The organism is Bradyrhizobium guangxiense (genome assembly GCF_004114915.1).
In the GTDB taxonomy this organism is placed as follows: domain Bacteria; phylum Pseudomonadota; class Alphaproteobacteria; order Rhizobiales; family Xanthobacteraceae; genus Bradyrhizobium; species Bradyrhizobium guangxiense.
In genome coordinates, this window is record NZ_CP022219.1 from 4,612,880 (window position 1) to 4,628,448 (window position 15,569).

General features: G+C 65.5%; 12 protein-coding genes. 7 read left to right on the top strand and 5 right to left on the bottom strand.

Annotated features, from left to right (window positions below; translation table 11 throughout):
• Positions 1-59: 59 nt before the first annotated feature.
• The 3 genes from X268_RS22100 to X268_RS22110 all read right to left on the bottom strand — a co-directional run bounded on the left by X268_RS22100 (position 60) and on the right by X268_RS22110 (position 3,454).
• Positions 60-857, bottom strand: a complete 798-nt coding sequence (locus X268_RS22100; RefSeq protein ID WP_128926877.1) for an enoyl-CoA hydratase/isomerase family protein — start codon at positions 855-857, stop codon at positions 60-62.
• Positions 858-914: 57 nt separating this feature from the next.
• Complete coding sequence (locus X268_RS22105) at positions 915-2,114, bottom strand: pyridoxal-phosphate-dependent aminotransferase family protein (RefSeq protein WP_128926878.1); 1,200 nt, start codon at positions 2,112-2,114, stop codon at positions 915-917.
• A gap of 137 nt (positions 2,115-2,251) precedes the next feature.
• Positions 2,252-3,454 carry a pyridoxal-phosphate-dependent aminotransferase family protein gene (locus X268_RS22110; protein ID WP_128926879.1) on the bottom strand — a complete coding sequence of 401 codons (1,203 nt, stop codon included), beginning with the start codon at positions 3,452-3,454 and terminating at the stop codon, positions 2,252-2,254.
• Between the two features lie 132 nt (positions 3,455-3,586).
• Between X268_RS22110 and X268_RS22115 the strand changes: the two genes are divergently transcribed.
• The 3 genes from X268_RS22115 to X268_RS22125 all read left to right on the top strand — a co-directional run bounded on the left by X268_RS22115 (position 3,587) and on the right by X268_RS22125 (position 7,837).
• On the top strand, positions 3,587-4,336 hold the full coding sequence (locus X268_RS22115) for a GntR family transcriptional regulator (RefSeq protein WP_164937859.1): 750 nt from the start codon (positions 3,587-3,589) through the stop codon (positions 4,334-4,336).
• A gap of 104 nt (positions 4,337-4,440) precedes the next feature.
• Positions 4,441-7,416 (top strand): FAD-binding and (Fe-S)-binding domain-containing protein, encoded by a 2,976-nt coding sequence (locus X268_RS22120; RefSeq protein ID WP_128926880.1) that lies wholly within the window; start codon positions 4,441-4,443, stop codon positions 7,414-7,416.
• The gene (locus X268_RS22125; RefSeq protein WP_128926881.1) at positions 7,409-7,837 is read left to right on the top strand and encodes a GlcG/HbpS family heme-binding protein; all 429 of its coding nucleotides are present in this window, start codon (positions 7,409-7,411) and stop codon (positions 7,835-7,837) included. Before X268_RS22120 ends, X268_RS22125 begins: the two co-directional genes overlap by 8 nt.
• 211 nt (positions 7,838-8,048) lie before the next feature.
• Here X268_RS22125 and X268_RS22130 read toward each other — a convergent pair whose 3' ends face one another.
• On the bottom strand, positions 8,049-8,831 hold the full coding sequence (locus tag X268_RS22130) for an enoyl-CoA hydratase/isomerase family protein (RefSeq protein ID WP_128926882.1): 783 nt from the start codon (positions 8,829-8,831) through the stop codon (positions 8,049-8,051).
• A gap of 129 nt (positions 8,832-8,960) precedes the next feature.
• Positions 8,961-11,048 (bottom strand): molybdopterin-dependent oxidoreductase, encoded by a 2,088-nt coding sequence (locus X268_RS22135; protein WP_128926883.1) that lies wholly within the window; start codon positions 11,046-11,048, stop codon positions 8,961-8,963.
• A gap of 234 nt (positions 11,049-11,282) precedes the next feature.
• On the opposite strand from X268_RS22135, the gene X268_RS22140 reads away from it, so the two are divergent.
• The 4 genes from X268_RS22140 to X268_RS22155 are packed head-to-tail and all read left to right on the top strand — an operon-like array spanning position 11,283 to position 15,566.
• Entirely contained in the window at positions 11,283-12,257 is a 975-nt protein-coding gene (locus X268_RS22140; protein ID WP_164937860.1) for a tripartite tricarboxylate transporter substrate binding protein, read from the top strand.
• A 14-nt stretch (positions 12,258-12,271) separates the two neighbouring features.
• Positions 12,272-12,742 (top strand): (2Fe-2S)-binding protein, encoded by a 471-nt coding sequence (locus X268_RS22145; RefSeq protein WP_128926885.1) that lies wholly within the window; start codon positions 12,272-12,274, stop codon positions 12,740-12,742.
• Positions 12,739-14,871: a xanthine dehydrogenase family protein molybdopterin-binding subunit gene (locus X268_RS22150; RefSeq protein ID WP_128926886.1), complete on the top strand. Its 2,133-nt coding sequence runs from the start codon at positions 12,739-12,741 to the stop codon at positions 14,869-14,871. Before X268_RS22145 ends, X268_RS22150 begins: the two co-directional genes overlap by 4 nt.
• Complete coding sequence (locus tag X268_RS22155) at positions 14,868-15,566, top strand: molybdate ABC transporter substrate-binding protein (RefSeq protein WP_128926887.1); 699 nt, start codon at positions 14,868-14,870, stop codon at positions 15,564-15,566. The genes X268_RS22150 and X268_RS22155 overlap by 4 nt, the downstream gene beginning before the upstream one ends.
• The last annotated feature ends 3 nt before the right edge of the window (positions 15,567-15,569 follow it).

The window sequence follows — 15,569 nt, forward strand, 5'->3', positions numbered from 1 at the left end:
GTTGTGAGTTCAAGCCGGTGGACATTCCGTCGCATATGACTTTCGGCTGACGAGGCGCGCTACTTGCCCTTCCAGACCGGCGCGCGCTTGTTGAGGAAGGCGTCCATGCCCTCGCGGAAATCTTCGCTCATATAGGCCTTGAGGATCAGATCCTCGCCTTCCTCGCGCGACAGCGTCCGGCGGATGCGGCGCACCGCTTCCTTGGTGGCTTCCAGCGTGAGCGGCGCATGGCTGGCGACGAGCTTTGCGGTCTCGTCGGCGCGGCGCTGCAGCGTCTCGACGTCGGGCACGACCTCGTTGAGCAGGCCCAGCGCCAGCGCTTCCGGCGCCTCGACGAGGCGCGCCTTGAAGATCAGATCCTTGGTGCGGGCAGGTCCGACCAGTGCGACGACGCGGCTGATGTTGGACATCGACAGGCAGTTGCCGAGCGTGCGCGCGATCGGAAAGCCCATCCGCGTCGTCTCGGTGCCGATGCGCAGATCGCAGCAGGCGGCAATCCCGGCGCCACCGCCGGTGCAGGCCCCCGCGATCGCCGCGATCACGGGCACGCGGCACTGCTCGAGCGTGCCGAGCACGCGGTCGATGCGCGCCTCGTAGTCGAGTGCGTCCTGCGCGGTCTTGAACGCACGGAACTGGGAAATGTCGGTACCGGAGGCGAACGCCTTGTCGCCGGCGCCGGTCAGGATCAGCGCCTTGATCGAACGGTCGGCGTTGATCTCCTGGCAGATCTCCGCCATGCGGTCATACATGGCGAAGGTCATGGCGTTGCGCGCCTGGGGGCGGTTGAAGGTGATCCGCGCGATGCCGTCGGTGACGGAGTAGAGCAGGTCTTCGTTGGTCGTTGCCGGTGCGTTCATCGCGCGCTCACTTTCTTCACTACAGTTCAATCAGGCCGCCCTTAAGCGACCTGATCCTTAGGCCACCTGAACCTTGGTCATCGGCACCACGTCGCGTCCCTTCAGGACGTCCATTGCCGCCAGCACACCGCCGCTCCGGTGCGGGATCTTTGCAAGATCCAGGCCCATCTCGACGCCGGCGAGCGTGCCCATCAGCATCAGATCGTTGAAATGGCCGATATGCCCGATGCGGAACACTTTGCCCTTGACCTTGTTCAGACCGGTGCCGAGCGACATGTCGAAGTTCTCCAGCACGACCTTGCGGAAGGCGTCGGCATCAAAGCCCTCGGGCACGCGCACGCCGGTCAGCGCAGGCGAGTGCGCAGCCGGGTCGGAGCACTGCGTCTCCAGGCCCCAGACCTTGACCGCCGCGCGCGTTGCCGCGCTGTGGCGCTTGTGGCGGGTCCAGACGTTCTCCAGCCCCTCCTCCTCCAGCATCTTCACGGCTTCACGCAGGCCGTAGAGCAGATTGGTCGCAGGTGTATAGGGGAAGGTGCCGAGTTTGTTGAAGGTGATGCCCTCCTGCCAGTCCCAGTAGGAGCGCATGCCCGGATTGGCCTTGGCGACCGCGAGCGCCTTCGCCGAGACGGCATTGAAGCCGAGGCCGGGCGGCAGCATCAGGCCCTTCTGGGAGCCAGCGACCGAGACGTCGATGCCCCAGGCGTCGTGTTCGTATTCCATCGAGCCAAGGCCAGAGATGGTGTCGACCATCAAGAGCGCCGGATGCTTGACGCGGTCGAGCAGCTCGCGGACCTGCAGCGGCGGCGTCACGCAGCCGGTCGAGGTCTCGTTATGCACGACGCACACCGCCTTGATTGCGTGCTGCTTGTCGGCAGCAAGGCGCTTCTCGATCTCGGCGAGATCGGCGCCATGGCGCCAGTCGCTCGGGATGAAGTCGACGTCGAGCTTGAACTTGTCGGCAATGCCGCGCCACAGCACGGCGAACTGGCCGGTCTCGCACATCAAAACCTTGTCGCCGGGCGAAAACACGTTGACCATGGCCGCTTCCCAAGCGCCGGTGCCAGACGAGGGGAAGATGATCACGGGCTGCTTGGTGCGGAACACGCGCTGCATTGCGGCAAGCACCGCAAAACCGAGCTCGGCGAATTCCGGACCGCGATGGTCCAGCGTCGGCATGTCCATCGCCCGCAGCACGCGGTCGGGCACATTGGTCGGTCCTGGAATCTGTAAGAAATGCCTTCCAGTATGCACGGTCATAGGCGTCCTTCCCGGTCTAGCCTTGGTTTTGATGGCCGCCGAATAGCACCATTTGGCCGGCTTGTCCCCTCCTCCAAAGGGACCGTTCGTGCATAGCGGGCCGGCCTGCCCCCGAGCGGCCCCGTTGCGGACCACCTTTACGTGCCGACGATCTTCAGATGCGGCGATGCGTTGCCTTGCGGACGCTGCTCCAGGAGCTTCATCGCGACGTCGACGCCGCCGGAGCGATGCGGCACGCCGGCCACCGACAGGCCCATCTCGACGCCGATGAGCGCGCCGAGCAAAGTGAGCGCGTTGCATTCGCCGAGATGGCCGATGCGAAAGACTTTTCCGGCGACCTTCGACAAGCCCGAACCGAGTGACATGTTGTAGTTGTCGAGCACGATCTTGCGGAACTGATCGGCGTCATGGCCGGGCGGCATCAGCACGGCCGTCAGCACCGGCGAGAACTCCGCCGGCTCCTGGCAGAGCACTTCCAGCCCCCAATGATTGACGGCGGCGCGCGTCGCCGCGGCAAGCCGCTGATGCCTGGCGAAAACGTTGGCGAGCCCCTCCTCGAGCAGCATCGCGATCGCCTCGCGCAGGCCGTAGAGCAGGTTGGTTGCGGGCGTGTAGGGGAAGAAACCCTTGGCATTCGGCTTGAGCATCTCCTCCCAGTCGAAATAGGAGCGCAGCATCTTGTTGGTCTTGGACGCAGCCAGCGCTTTCTCCGAGATCGCGTTGAAGCCGAGACCGGGCGGCAGCATGAAACCCTTCTGCGAGCAGCTGACGCTGACGTCGACCTTCCATTCGTCGTGGCGGTAGTCGACAGAGCCGAGCGAGGAGATGGTGTCGACCATCAGCAGGGCAGGATGGCCGGTGCGGTCGATCGCGGCGCGGATCTCGGCGATGCGGCTGGGCGCGCCGGTCGAGGTCTCGTTGTGCACGACCATGACGGCCTTGATCGCGCGCGCCTTGTCCTCGGTGAGCCTTGCCTCGATCACCGCGGGATCAGCACCGCGGCGCCAGTCGCCGGGCACGAAGTCGACCTCGATGCCGAAGCGCCCGGCCATCTGCCGCCACAGCGTCGCGAAATGGCCGGTCTCGACCATCAGCACCTTGTCGCCCGGCGACAGCGTGTTGACGATCGCGGCTTCCCAGGCACCGGTCCCCGACGAGGGGAAGATCACCACTGGCCCCTTGGTCTGGAAGATCTTCTGGCTGCCTTCGAGCACGGTGCGGCCGAGCTCGCCGAACTCCGCGCTGCGGTGGTCGATCACGGGCATGTCCATGGCGCGCAGGACGCGCTCGGGGACCGGACTCGGGCCCGGAATCTGAAGGAAATGGCGCCCCTGATGCATGAAAACCTCCCTGGCGACGGGTTATGTCCGGTCCTGGGGCTATTTTGCATTCATTTTTTGTCCTTTCAATCGAAATTTGGTATTCGATTGAGGACATCGACGCGACCGAACGGGCAAACTACTGTGCTGCAAATGAAATCCACGATTCCCGACACCGGGGTTCCGATCACCCCACCCGCCGGCAGCGGCGGCGACCGGCAGGAAAACCATCACGAGGCCTCGCTCCATGGCGAAATCCTGCTGCGGCTGCGCGACTACGTGGTCGAAGGCAACATTTCGGAAGGAGCCCGCGTTCCAGAGCGCCAGCTCTGCGAGATGCTCGGCATCTCCCGTACGCCTTTGCGTGAAGCGCTGAAAGTGCTCGCCGCCGAAGGCCTGATCGAGCTATTACCCAACCGCGGCGCACGCGTGCGCCAACTCAGCCAGCGCGACCTCGAAGAACTGTTCGACGTGATGGCAGGGCTGGAAAGCCTGGCCGGGCGCCTCGCCTGCGAGGCTATTACGGATGCGGAAATCATCGCGATCGAGCAACTGCATTACGAGATGTACGGCCACTATCTGCACCGCGACATGCACGGCTATTTCCAGACCAACCAGCGTATTCACGAGAGCATCGTCGCGGCCGCGCGCAACGAGACGCTGAAGAGCGCCTACGCCAACTTCGCCGGGCGGATCCGCCGCGTCCGCTACTCCGCCAATTTCGCCCGCAAGCGGCAGCGCTGGGCCGAAGCGATGCGCGAGCATGAGGCCATCCTCGATGCACTGCGCCGCCGCGCCGGCAGCGAACTCAGCGACATCCTGTTCCAGCACCTGCGCAACAAGCGGACGGCGGCGATCGAGCACCTGACCGAACCTCAAGATGACGCGCCGGCAGCGCCTTGAGGGCCGTCGACTTGCTCATTTTGCATTCATAACATAATCGGTCTGGAACCGTAATGAATAACTCGGCAAGGCCTAGGCCCCGCTGAGGCAGTCCGGGATCAGGGATGACAAACGCCTCCACGCTCGAACAGCGCCTGCGGTCGGAATTGACCGGCGACGTCTTGTTCGACCCCTTCAGCCGCGGCCGCTACGCCACCGACGCCTCGTTCTACCAGATCGTGCCGGCGGGCGTGGTCGTCCCCCGGACCATGGACGAAGCGCTGCGGGCGCTGGCGATCGCTCGCGACGGGGGGCTGAAGGTCACCCCGCGCGGCGGCGGCACCTCGCAATGCGGCCAGACCGTCAATGACGGGCTGGTGGTCGATCTCTCAAAGCACCTGAACCGGATCCTGTCGCTCGACGTCGAGGCCCGCACCTGCGTGGTAGAGCCCGGTATCGTGCTCGACGACCTCAACCGCCAGCTCAAAAAGCACGGGCTCTGGTTCCCGGTGGACGTCTCCACGGCCTCGCGCGCCACCATCGGCGGCATGGCCGGCAACAATTCCTGCGGCGGCCGCAGCCTGCGCTACGGCACCATGCGCGACAACACACTGTCGATGGAGGCCGCGCTCGCCGACGGCACGCTGAGCCGATACGGCGAGGTCTCGCGCGATCTCTCCGATCTCGACGCCGGCGACAGCACCCGCGCCCTGTTCCGCGACATGCTCGATCTCGGAATGCGCGAGTCCGATGAGATCGCCGCGCGCTTCCCAAAAGTGCAGCGCCGCGTCGGCGGCTATAATCTCGATGCGCTGGTGCCGCGCAATGCGCCGAACAACATGGCGCACCTACTGGTTGGCTCCGAGGGCACCCTCGCCTTCACCACCAAGGTCGAGCTGAAGCTGTGGCCCGTCATCCGCAACAAGGCGCTCTGCGTCTGCCATTTCGGCAGTTTTTACGAGGCAATGGATGCGGCCCAGCACCTGGTCAAGCTGAAGCCAATCGCGGTCGAGCTGGTCGACCGCACCATGATCGCGCTCGGGCGCGACATCGCGATGTTCAAGCCGATCATCAATACGGCGATCAAGGGCGATCCGGACGCGGTGCTGGTGGTGGAGTTCGCGGAGGAGGACCAGGCGGACAACCTCGTGCGCCTCAAGCAGCTCGGCGAATTGATGAGTGATCTCGGCTTCGGCTGGAATAATGAGCCGCGCAAATGGGGCGGCGTGGTTGAGATCATCGAACCGGCACTGCAGAGCGGCATCGCCGATTTCCGCGCCGCCGGCCTCAACGTCATGATGTCGATGAAGCAGGAAGGCAAGCCCGTCTCCTTCGTCGAGGACTGCGCCGTGCCGCTGCCGCATCTGGCCGACTACACCGCGCGGCTGAACGAGGTGTTCGCCAGGCATGGCACCAGCGGCACGATGTACGCGCACGCCTCCGAGGGCTGCCTGCATGTGCGCCCGGTGCTGAACTTGAAGCAGGAAAAGGACGTCAAGGCGATGCGTGCCATCGCCGAAGAGGCGTTTGCGCTGGTGCGCGAATACAAGGGCTCGCATTCCGGCGAGCATGGCGACGGCCTGGTGCGCTCCGAATTCCACGCGACGATGTTCGGCGAGCGCCTCGTCGCCGACTTCAGGGAAGTAAAGCAGCGCTTCGATCCCGATGGCGTGCTCAATCCCGGCAAGATCGTCGATGCGCCGAAGATGGACGACCGCTCGCTGTTTCGCTTCAAGCCGGACTATCGTGTCGGCGAGCTGAGGACCAGGCTCGACTGGTCTGCCTATCCCGGCGCCGGCGGCGGTTTCCAGGGCGCGGTCGAGATGTGCAACAACAACGGCGCCTGCCGCAAGCTCGAGGGCGGCGTGATGTGCCCGTCCTATCGCGCCACGCGCAACGAGAAGGACGTCACGCGCGGCCGCGCCAACACGCTGCGGCTTGCGATCTCCGGCCAGCTCGGCCCGGATGCACTCTCTTCCGACGAGATGATGGAGACGCTGAAACTCTGCGTCTCCTGCAAGGCCTGCCGCCATGAGTGCCCGACCGGCGTCGACATGGCCAAGATGAAGATCGAAGTGCTGGCGGCGCGCGTCGCTTCTCACGGGCTGACATTGCGCGACCGGCTGGTCGGCTATCTGCCGCGCTATGCTGGCCTCGCCTCGCGCTTTGCACCGCTAGCGAATTTGCGCAACCGCAGCCCCTTGCTCCGAGAACTGTTCGAACGCTTTGCCGGCATCAGCGCGCGCCGCACCCTGCCCGCCTTCCGCAGCGATATATTCGCACCGCCGGCGGATGTGGTCGGGCCGGAGAGCGGCCGGGAGGTCGTGCTGTTCACGGATACTTTCAACCGCATCTATGAGCGCGAAAACCTCGACGCCGCGCTGCGTGTGCTGGCAGCGGGCGGCTATCGCGTGCATCTGCCCAGGCCTGCAAGCGGCAGCCGCCCGCTCTGCTGCGGCCGAACCTTCCTCTCTGCCGGCCTCGTCGACGAAGCGAAGGCCGAGCTCGACCGGCTGGGGAGCGCCTTCGCGCCTTTTGCCGCGCGCGGCGTGCCGATCGTCGGCCTGGAGCCAAGCTGCCTGCTGACGCTGCGGGACGAGCTCGCTTCGCTCCGCAAGGACGCCGACGCCAAGGCGATCGGCGCGCATGCCCTCACCTTCGAGGAGTTTCTGGTGCGCGAAGCCGCAGCCGGAAGGCTGCAACTGCCGCTTGGCCACGTTGCCGAGAAGGCCGTCGTGCACGGCCACTGCCATCAAAAATCCTTCGGCGCCTTAAAGCCGATCGAGCAGGTGCTGCGTCTCGTCCCCGGCCTCAAGGTCGAAACCATCGAGTCGAGCTGCTGCGGCATGGCCGGAGCGTTCGGTTACGGCGCGGACACCTATGACGCCTCGATCGAGATGGCCGAGCTGTCGCTGCTGCCCGCCGTGCGCAAGGCTGATCAGAATACCCTCGTCGTCGCCGACGGCACCTCCTGCCGCCACCAGATCCACGACGGCACGCAGCGCGAGGCGCTTCACGTCGCACGCGTGCTGGCGCTGAGCATCGATCGCGCCGACACCAATTCAACCTCAACCGCTACAAAGGAAACCAGCCATGGCTGACCTCACGCTCGATACCGCCCGAAAAATCCTCGACGCCGCCTTCGCCAAACCCGCCGAGCTGAAGCTCAAGCCGCTGGTCGTCACCATCCTGGACGCGCGTGGCGTGCTCAAGCTGGCCGCCGCGCAGGACGGCACCAGCCTGATGCGCGCGGAGATCGCGCACGGCAAGGCCTATGGCGCGCTCGCCATGGGCATGGGCTCGCGCGCCCTGTTCCAGCGCGCGCAGGAGCAGGCCTATTTCATCGACGCGGTGAACACGATCGCCAAGGGCGCGCTGGTGCCGGTCCCCGGCGGCGTGCTGATCATGGACGGTACTACGCTGCTCGGCGCCGTGGGCGTGTCCGGCGACACCTCCGACAATGACGAAGCTTGCGCCGTCGCGGGCATCCAGGCCGCCGGGCTGAAGGCCAATGCGGGGTGAGGCCCGAGACGTCGCGTCGTCATGTTCCGCCATTGTGAGCTTGTGGCACGCACTTGAAAACAGACTCGGTGTCATCGCCCGCAAAGCGGGCGATCCAGTACTCCGAGACAGTGCGAGCATACGGATAGGCCGCGGCGTACTGGATGCCTCGCCCCCGTGCGCAATTGCGCAATTAGGCGGGGCTTGACAGCAGAGGGCAGTGGCCGCGTTCTCAACGCCCCGTCCAGACCGGCTTCCGCTTCTCGCTGAACGCCTTCAGGCCTTCCTTGGCGTCCTCGGTCATCGCGAGCAGCGCGATCTGGCTCTCGGTGTAGGCGATGCTCTCGTCGAACGACATCGAGGCGATGGCGCGCATGGCGTATTTGCCGCGGCGGATCGCGGTCGGGGATTTGTCGACAATGCGGCCGATCAGCCAATCGACCTTGGCATCGAGCTCGGCCGCGGGCACCACGTAGTTGAGGAGACCTGCAGCGTGCGCGGCCCTGGCGTCGAACGGCTCGCCCGTGAGCGCCCATTCATTCACGAGCCGTGGCGGCGCGATGCTCTGGAGAAGGCTCAGCACCTGCATCGGGAAGACACCGACCTTCACCTCCGGCAGGCCGAATACGACGTGATCGGCCGCAACCGCCATGTCGGTCATGCAGAGCAGGCCCATGCCGCCGGCCATGCAGACGCCGCCGACCCGCGCAATCGCTGGCTTGGTGGCGTTCTGTGACAAACGTAGCAGATCGGCATAGTCGACATTTGGTTTGGAATGATCCATCGCGAACGCGGCGCCGGAATTCTGCAGATCGGCGCCCGCGCAGAACGCCTTGTCGCCCGCGCCCGTCAGCACGATGACGCGGACGTCCTTGTCGTCATGCGCATCGCGATAGCCTTTGGTGACGCCGGCGATGACGTCTCCGTTCAGCGCGTTGCGTTTCTCCGGCCGGTTGATGGTGATCCAGAACGCCTGTCCGCGCTTTTCGGTGATGATGGCTGTGGTGTCGCTCATGGCACGTTCGCTTCCGTGGCTCCGATTGCCGCCATTTGCAGCAGCTCGGGCGAAGGGTGCAAGCGCAAACTGCCGCGCGGCGCTGCTTTAGCGCCTCGACGCAAACTGCGCGGCGATAGCCGGGCGCGCTCAGGCGACCGCTTTCCTGATCCAGACCTTGTTGTCATGGAATGCGGCCCCGCCGATCGGCGCGACGGTTTCAGCGCCGGTCAGCATGTTGATGCCGCGCCCACCGATGTGGTTCTTGTTGGGATGAACCGACTCCGCGATCAGCACGCCGCGCCGCACGCCGTCGAACAGCGTCGCAACCAGCGTGGTCTCGCCGCGGGTGTTGCCGAGCGTCACCGCATCACCGTCGGCGATGTCGAGGGAGGCTGCATCCAACGGGTGGATCATCACGCTCGCCTTGCCCTCGTGCGCCTGCGAGGACGGCGTTTCGTTGAAGGTGGTGTTGAGGAAGCTGCGCGACGGGCTGGTCGAAAGCCGGAACGGATGCGCCTGGTCGGAGTGCTCGATCATCCCCCAATGGTCCGGCAGCTCAGGCATTTTGTCGACATCGCCCATCGTCACGCCGAACGGCGGATGCGCCCAGTCGGCCCTGAAATGGAATCTCCCGTCGGCATGGGCAAAGCCGTCGAGGAAATGCGAGGTGCGGAAGTCCGGCTGCAGGTCGCGCCAGATGTCGGCTTCGAGGCCGGCAATGTCGCCGTGGTTGCTCAGCTTCAGCGTCGCGTCGATCAATTCGCGCGGCGTCATCTCGAAACCTCGATGCTTGGCACCGAGCCGCGGCGCCAGCGCCTGCAACACTTCATGGTTGGAGCGGCATTCGCCGGGCGGGGCGATCAGCTTCGGGCCGACCGAGATGTGCTGGTGACCGCCGCCGTAATAGAGATCGTCGTGCTCCATGAACATAGTCGCTGGCAGCACGATGTCGGCCATCTGCGCCGTCTCGGTCATGAACTGCTCGTGCACCGCGACGAACAGATCCTCGCGCGCAAAGCCCTGTCGCACCAGCGCCTGCTCCGGCGCCACCGTCATCGGGTTGGTGTTCTGGATCAGCAGCGCCTTGACCGGCCCCTTGCCGTGCAGGGCTTCGGCATCGCCGGTGAGGATGCGGCCGATCTTGGACTGGTCGAGCGCGCGGACGCTCGGATCAATCGCGTCGTGGGCCTCGATGATGGATTCGTTGAAGTGCCACAGCGCGTAATTGTTGAAGAAGGCGCCGCCGCCCTCATACTGCCAGGCGCCGGTCACCGCGGGAATGCACAGCGCCGCATGCATCTGCGTCGCGCCATTGCGTGAACGGGTGAAGCCGTAGCCGAGACGGAAGAACGTCCGCTGGGTCTCGCCGACTGCCTTGGCAAAGGCCTCGATCTCCGCCACCGGCACCCCTGAGATGGCCGACGCCCATTCCGGCGTGCGCGTCTTCAGATGCGCCTCGAGCTCGGCAGGACAGTCCGTGTATTTGTCCATATAGGCTCCGTCGGCGTAGCCGTCCCGGAACAGGACATGCATGACGCCGCAGGCGAAGGCGCCGTCGGTGCCGGGCCGCAGGATGATCTTGATGTCAGCCTGCTTCATCGTCTCGTTGTCGTAGATGTCGACCGCCGCGATCTTCGCGCCGCGCTCCTTGCGAGCACGGGAGGCGTGCGTCATCACGTTGACCTGGGTGTTGACAGGATTGGTGCCCCAGATCACGACGAGATCGGACAGCGCCATCTCGCGCGGGTCGACGCCGGCGATCTTGCCGGTGCCGATGGCATAGCCAACGCGGGCGACATTGGCGCAGATGGTCTGATAGAAGCGCGAATATTTCTTCACATGGGTGAGGCGGTTGAGCCCGTCGCGCATCACGAGGCCCATCGTGCCGGCGTAGTAATAGGGCCAGATCGATTCCGCGCCGAACTCGCGCTCGGCCGCATTGAAGCGGTGCCCGATCTCGTCCAGCGCCTCGTCCCAGGAGATCCGCGCGAATTGCCCCGAGCCCTTCGATCCGGTGCGGCGCATCGGATACATCACCCGCTCGGGATGATGAATGCGCTCGGCGTAGCGGGCGACCTTGGCGCAGACGACGCCGGCCGTGTAGGTCTGCTTTTTCGAACCACGAACACGACCGATGCTGCGGCCCTCGACCACCTCGACATCGAGGGCGCAGGCCGAGGGGCAATCATGTGGGCAGGTCGAATGGCGGATCTCGATCTTGGCGTGCTGGTTCATGTCCCAGTTCGTAACACCAAAATACCGGTCAGCCGAGGGCATTTATCCGGCAACGCCCATGCGATTTGCTCAAACCGCGCGCGCCAAGGGTTCCTGCTGCGGCCGCGAAATGCGGCGCAAGCACACCGAAAACCGCTCGATATTCCCGGCCCGACCAGTTTTGTAGGCCATCGACAGTCCGCATTTCCTCCCGCTACTGTGCCAGCCAACAAGAACGACATCAGGGAGGTGGGCATGACAGCCCGAAGCTTCATGCTGGCGCTGGCTGCCGGCCTGCTGGCCATGGTTCCGGCCGCCCCCTCATTCGCACAGGATTATCCCACCCACGCGGTCCGGATCGTCGTGCCCTTCGGAGCCGGCGGACCGGCCGACGTCGCGGCCCGGCTGATCGGCAATGTGCTCCAGGAGAGCTTCGGCCAGCCCTTCGTGGTCGAGAACCGCACCGGTGCCGGCGGGGTCATCGGCACCGTGGAAGCGGCGAAGTCGCCGGCCGACGGCTACACCCTGCTGATGATGTCCAACACCCAGACCGCGAATGAATCGCTGCTGACGCCAGACAAACGCAAATACGAGCTGATGCGCGACCTCGCGCCCATCGCGCCGGTGAACTATTCCGATCTCGTCATCGTGGTGAACCCGGGTGTGCCGGCGAAGACCCTCCAGGAGTTCATCGCCCTCGCCAAATCGCAGCCCGGAAAGCTGAACTATGCCTCCTCGGGTCAGGGCACGCCCTATCACATGGCCGGCGAGCTGTTCAAAGCCATGGCCGGCATCGACCTCGTCCATGTCCCCTATCGCAACAGCGGTGAAGCGCGTAGCGGCGTGATCGGCGGACAGGTGCAGATGATGATCGACGCGGTGCCGGCGATGGCGCCGAACATTGCCGAGAACCAGGTGCGCGCGCTCGCGACGACCGGCAAGCAGCGCTCGACTGTGCTGCCGAACGTGCCGACCACGATCGAAGCTGGCGTCCCTGGCTACGAGGCGACGATCTGGCTCGGCCTGATGGCGCCGGCCGGCACGCCGAAGCCTGTGATCGACAAGCTTAATGCCGCCGTCAACGCAATGGTGAAGCGGGCCGACATCGTCAAGCTCTGGACGGAACAAGGCGCCGTGCCCATGTCGATGACGCCGGAGCAGTTCGACAAATTCCTGCGCGGCGATATCGAGAAATGGTCCGACGTCGTCAAGAAGTTCGACAAGTCCTGAGGCCGCAGCGCGCAATGACCATCATCCAGTTCCAGCTCAACGGCGCGGCGACGACGGTCGAGATCGATCCTGACCAGTCACTGCTCGACGTGCTCCGCAGCCGGCTCGGCATCACCAGTCCGCATTTCGGCTGCGGTGCGGGTGAATGCGGCGCCTGTCACGTCATGGTCGGCGACCGCGCAATGGCCTCCTGCGACCTGCCGATGTGGTCGATCGCGGGCAAGGAGGTCGTCACGCTGGAAGGCCTCGGCACGTCAGAGCGACCACACCCGCTGCAGCGCGCTTTCATCTCCGAACAGGCCATGCAATGTGGCTATTGCGTCTCCGGAATCCTTGTCAGCGCGGCGGCGCTGCTGAAGCGCAATCCGTCACCTACGGAGGCGGAAGTCAGGACCGCACTGGATCGCAATTTGTGCCGCTGCGGGTCGCATAACCGCATGGTCCGCGCCGTGCTTCGTGCGGCCGCGGAGATTGCGGCGTCATGAGCGCGCCATCCCCTGCCCCGAAGCTGCCGGTCAGCCTCGCGGCCAATCCCAGACTGTCGTCCTGGGTGCGTTTCACCCATGAGGGCCGTGTTGCGATCTCGCCCGGCAAGGTCGAGATCGGCCAGGGCATCGTCACGGCGCTGGCACAAATCGCCGCGGACGAGCTCGATGTCGAGACCGCCAGAATCGACATGATCCGCGCCTCGACGGCGACCAGCCCGAACGAAGGCGTCACCTCGGGGAGTCTCTCGATCCAGCAATCCGGCCGCGCACTCCGGCACGTCTGCGCCGAGGTGCGGCAACGCTTCCTACGCGCGGCATCGGACCGCTTCGGCGTCGATGCCTCGCTGCTCGATGTCGATGACGGAACGATCTCGGGTCCCGGCAATATCAGGACCAGCTATTGGGAACTGGCCGGCGAAGTCTCGCTCGACCGCGATGCCACCGCGGACGTGACCGCAAAGAGCATCGTCAGGCGCACCGTCGCCGGACATTCAGTCCAGCGCATCGACATTCCCGACAAGGTGTTCGCGCGGCGGCGCTTCATTCATGATTGCCCCCCGCCGGGCCTGCTGCATGGACGCGTGTTGCGGCCGGACATCTCGGGCGCCAAATTGATCGCACTCGATGAGGAGGCTGCGCGCGCGGTCACCGGCCTCATCGCGATCGTCCGCGATGGCGGCTTTGCCGGCGTGGTCGCCGATAACGAGCCGGCGGCGGAAGCGGGGCTTAAGGCCCTGCGCAAAAGCGCGGCATGGTCAGTCGGCGAGCCGCTGCCCGACGAAGACGACCTCGCTGGCTTCCTGCGGAGCCAGCCGGTCGAGACCACCATCATCGACACCAGGGCGCCGGCGTCGGCCCACAAGCCCGCGCGAACGCTCCGCCGGCAATACACCCGCCCCTACATCGCCCACGCCTCGATCGCGCCCTCCTGTGCCATGGCGCGATGGGACGGTGATCGCGTCCACGTCTGGACGCACAGCCAGGGTGTCTACCTGCTGCGTGCCGACCTCGCGATCGTGCTCAGGCTGCCGGCGGAGAACATCGTCGTCGAGCACATGGAGGGCGCCGGCTGCTACGGACACAACGCGGCCGACGACGTCGCGCTCGATGCCGTGCTGCTGGCCAAGGCGGCAAGCGGCCGTCCGGTGCGGGTGCAATGGTCGCGCCACGACGAGATGTCCCATGCGCCGTTCGGTGCGGCCATGGCCATCGAGATCGAGGCTGACCTTGACAACGACAATGAGATCGTCGGCTGGCGCCATGCGATCTGGAGCAATGGCCACACGGCAAGGCCGGGACGCGCGGCGCAGCCGGCGCTGCTGGCGGCAAGCGAGATCGCCAATCCCTATCCGCGCATGATCTCGTCCAACCCGCCGGCGGCCAATGGCGGCGGCGGCGACCGCAACTCGGTTCCGCTCTATGATTTCCCGGCCTGGATCGTCACGAGCCACCGGCTGCTGACCATGCCGGTGCGCACCTCGGCGCTGCGGACGCTGGGCGGGCAAGGCAACGTGTTCGCGATCGAGTCACTGCTCGACGAGATCGCCGCCTTGCGCGGCGAAGATCCGATCGCGTTCCGCCTGCGGCATCTGCGCGACGAACGGGCGCGAGACGTCATCAGCGCCGCGGCGCGACGTGCCGAATGGAAGCCGAAGAAGCGCCCCGGTATCGGCCACGGCATCGGCTTTGCGCGCTACAAGAACATGGGTGCCTATTGCGCCGCCATTGCCGAGATCGAGGGTGCCGACGATATCCGTGTGAGACGGCTGACCTTGGCGGTCGATGTCGGCGAGGCCATCAATCCGGACGGCGTCATCAATCAGATCGAGGGTGGCGCGATCCAGGCGACGAGCTGGGTGCTGAAGGAGCGCGTCCGTTTCGACCGCACGCGCATCACTTCGACCTCCTGGACGGAATATCCGATTCTGACATTCAGCGAAGTGCCGGCGGTGGATGTCGAGATCATCCAGCGGCCGGAGATCGAGCCGGTCGGCGCCGGTGAGGCCGCACACGGCCCGGTGACGGCGGCGATCGCCAATGCCGTCCATGATTGCCTGGGCGTGCGCGTGCGCGACCTGCCGATTACGCGCGACAAGATCATTGCAGCTGCGGAGCTTGCCTCGTGACGACAGTAACCATCTTGAGCGGCGGCGCGGCGCAAGGCCTGGTGCGCGGCCTCGCCGAGGCCTTCAGGGTGCGGACCGGCTTCGACATCGATGGCGAATTCGGCGCAGTCGGCATCATGGCCGACATGCTGCGGGCGGGCACGTCGGCCGATCTCGTGATCCTGACTCAGGCGCTGCTTGCGAAGCTGGCGGAGGAGAAGCTCGTCGTTCCCTCCTCGATCGCCGATGTCGGCCGGGTCGAGACCGCGCTGGCGGTCCGCAACCGCGATCCCAGGGTGACGGTGAAGACCGAGGCCGATTTGCGCGACGTGCTGAGAGGCGCCGACGCGATCTACGTCCCCGACACCAAAGCCTCGACCGCAGGACATCACGTCGCAAAGGTGCTGGATCAGCTCGGCATCGCCTATGAGGTCGCCTCGCGTCTCAAGATCTTTCCAAATGGCGCGACCGCGATGCGCGAGCTTGCGACTTCGACTGCGACGCGACCGATCGGCTGCACGCAGGCGACCGAGATCATCGCGACCGACGGTATCGCACTATCGGGATCTCTGCCGCCGGGATGCGAGCTCGTGACGATGTACACGGCCGGCGTAACCGCGCAGTCCGCACATCCGAAAGAGGCAGCTGCGCTGATCGCACTGCTGACCGGTGCAGATCACCGAGAGCTGCGCCATCGCGTGGGCTTCGCCGGCTAAACG

What these genes read in the sequence shown, in the direction of transcription:
- X268_RS22100 (WP_128926877.1), bottom strand. Translation starts at nt 857, where the DNA reads ATGAACGCACCGGCAACGACCAACGAAGACCTGCTCTACTCCGTCACC.
- X268_RS22105 (WP_128926878.1), bottom strand. Translation starts at nt 2,114, where the DNA reads ATGACCGTGCATACTGGAAGGCATTTCTTACAGATTCCAGGACCGACC.
- X268_RS22110 (WP_128926879.1), bottom strand. Translation starts at nt 3,454, where the DNA reads ATGCATCAGGGGCGCCATTTCCTTCAGATTCCGGGCCCGAGTCCGGTC.
- X268_RS22115 (WP_164937859.1), top strand. Translation starts at nt 3,587, where the DNA reads ATGAAATCCACGATTCCCGACACCGGGGTTCCGATCACCCCACCCGCC.
- X268_RS22120 (WP_128926880.1), top strand. Translation starts at nt 4,441, where the DNA reads ATGACAAACGCCTCCACGCTCGAACAGCGCCTGCGGTCGGAATTGACC.
- X268_RS22125 (WP_128926881.1), top strand. Translation starts at nt 7,409, where the DNA reads ATGGCTGACCTCACGCTCGATACCGCCCGAAAAATCCTCGACGCCGCC.
- X268_RS22130 (WP_128926882.1), bottom strand. Translation starts at nt 8,831, where the DNA reads ATGAGCGACACCACAGCCATCATCACCGAAAAGCGCGGACAGGCGTTC.
- X268_RS22135 (WP_128926883.1), bottom strand. Translation starts at nt 11,048, where the DNA reads ATGAACCAGCACGCCAAGATCGAGATCCGCCATTCGACCTGCCCACAT.
- X268_RS22140 (WP_164937860.1), top strand. Translation starts at nt 11,283, where the DNA reads ATGACAGCCCGAAGCTTCATGCTGGCGCTGGCTGCCGGCCTGCTGGCC.
- X268_RS22145 (WP_128926885.1), top strand. Translation starts at nt 12,272, where the DNA reads ATGACCATCATCCAGTTCCAGCTCAACGGCGCGGCGACGACGGTCGAG.
- X268_RS22150 (WP_128926886.1), top strand. Translation starts at nt 12,739, where the DNA reads ATGAGCGCGCCATCCCCTGCCCCGAAGCTGCCGGTCAGCCTCGCGGCC.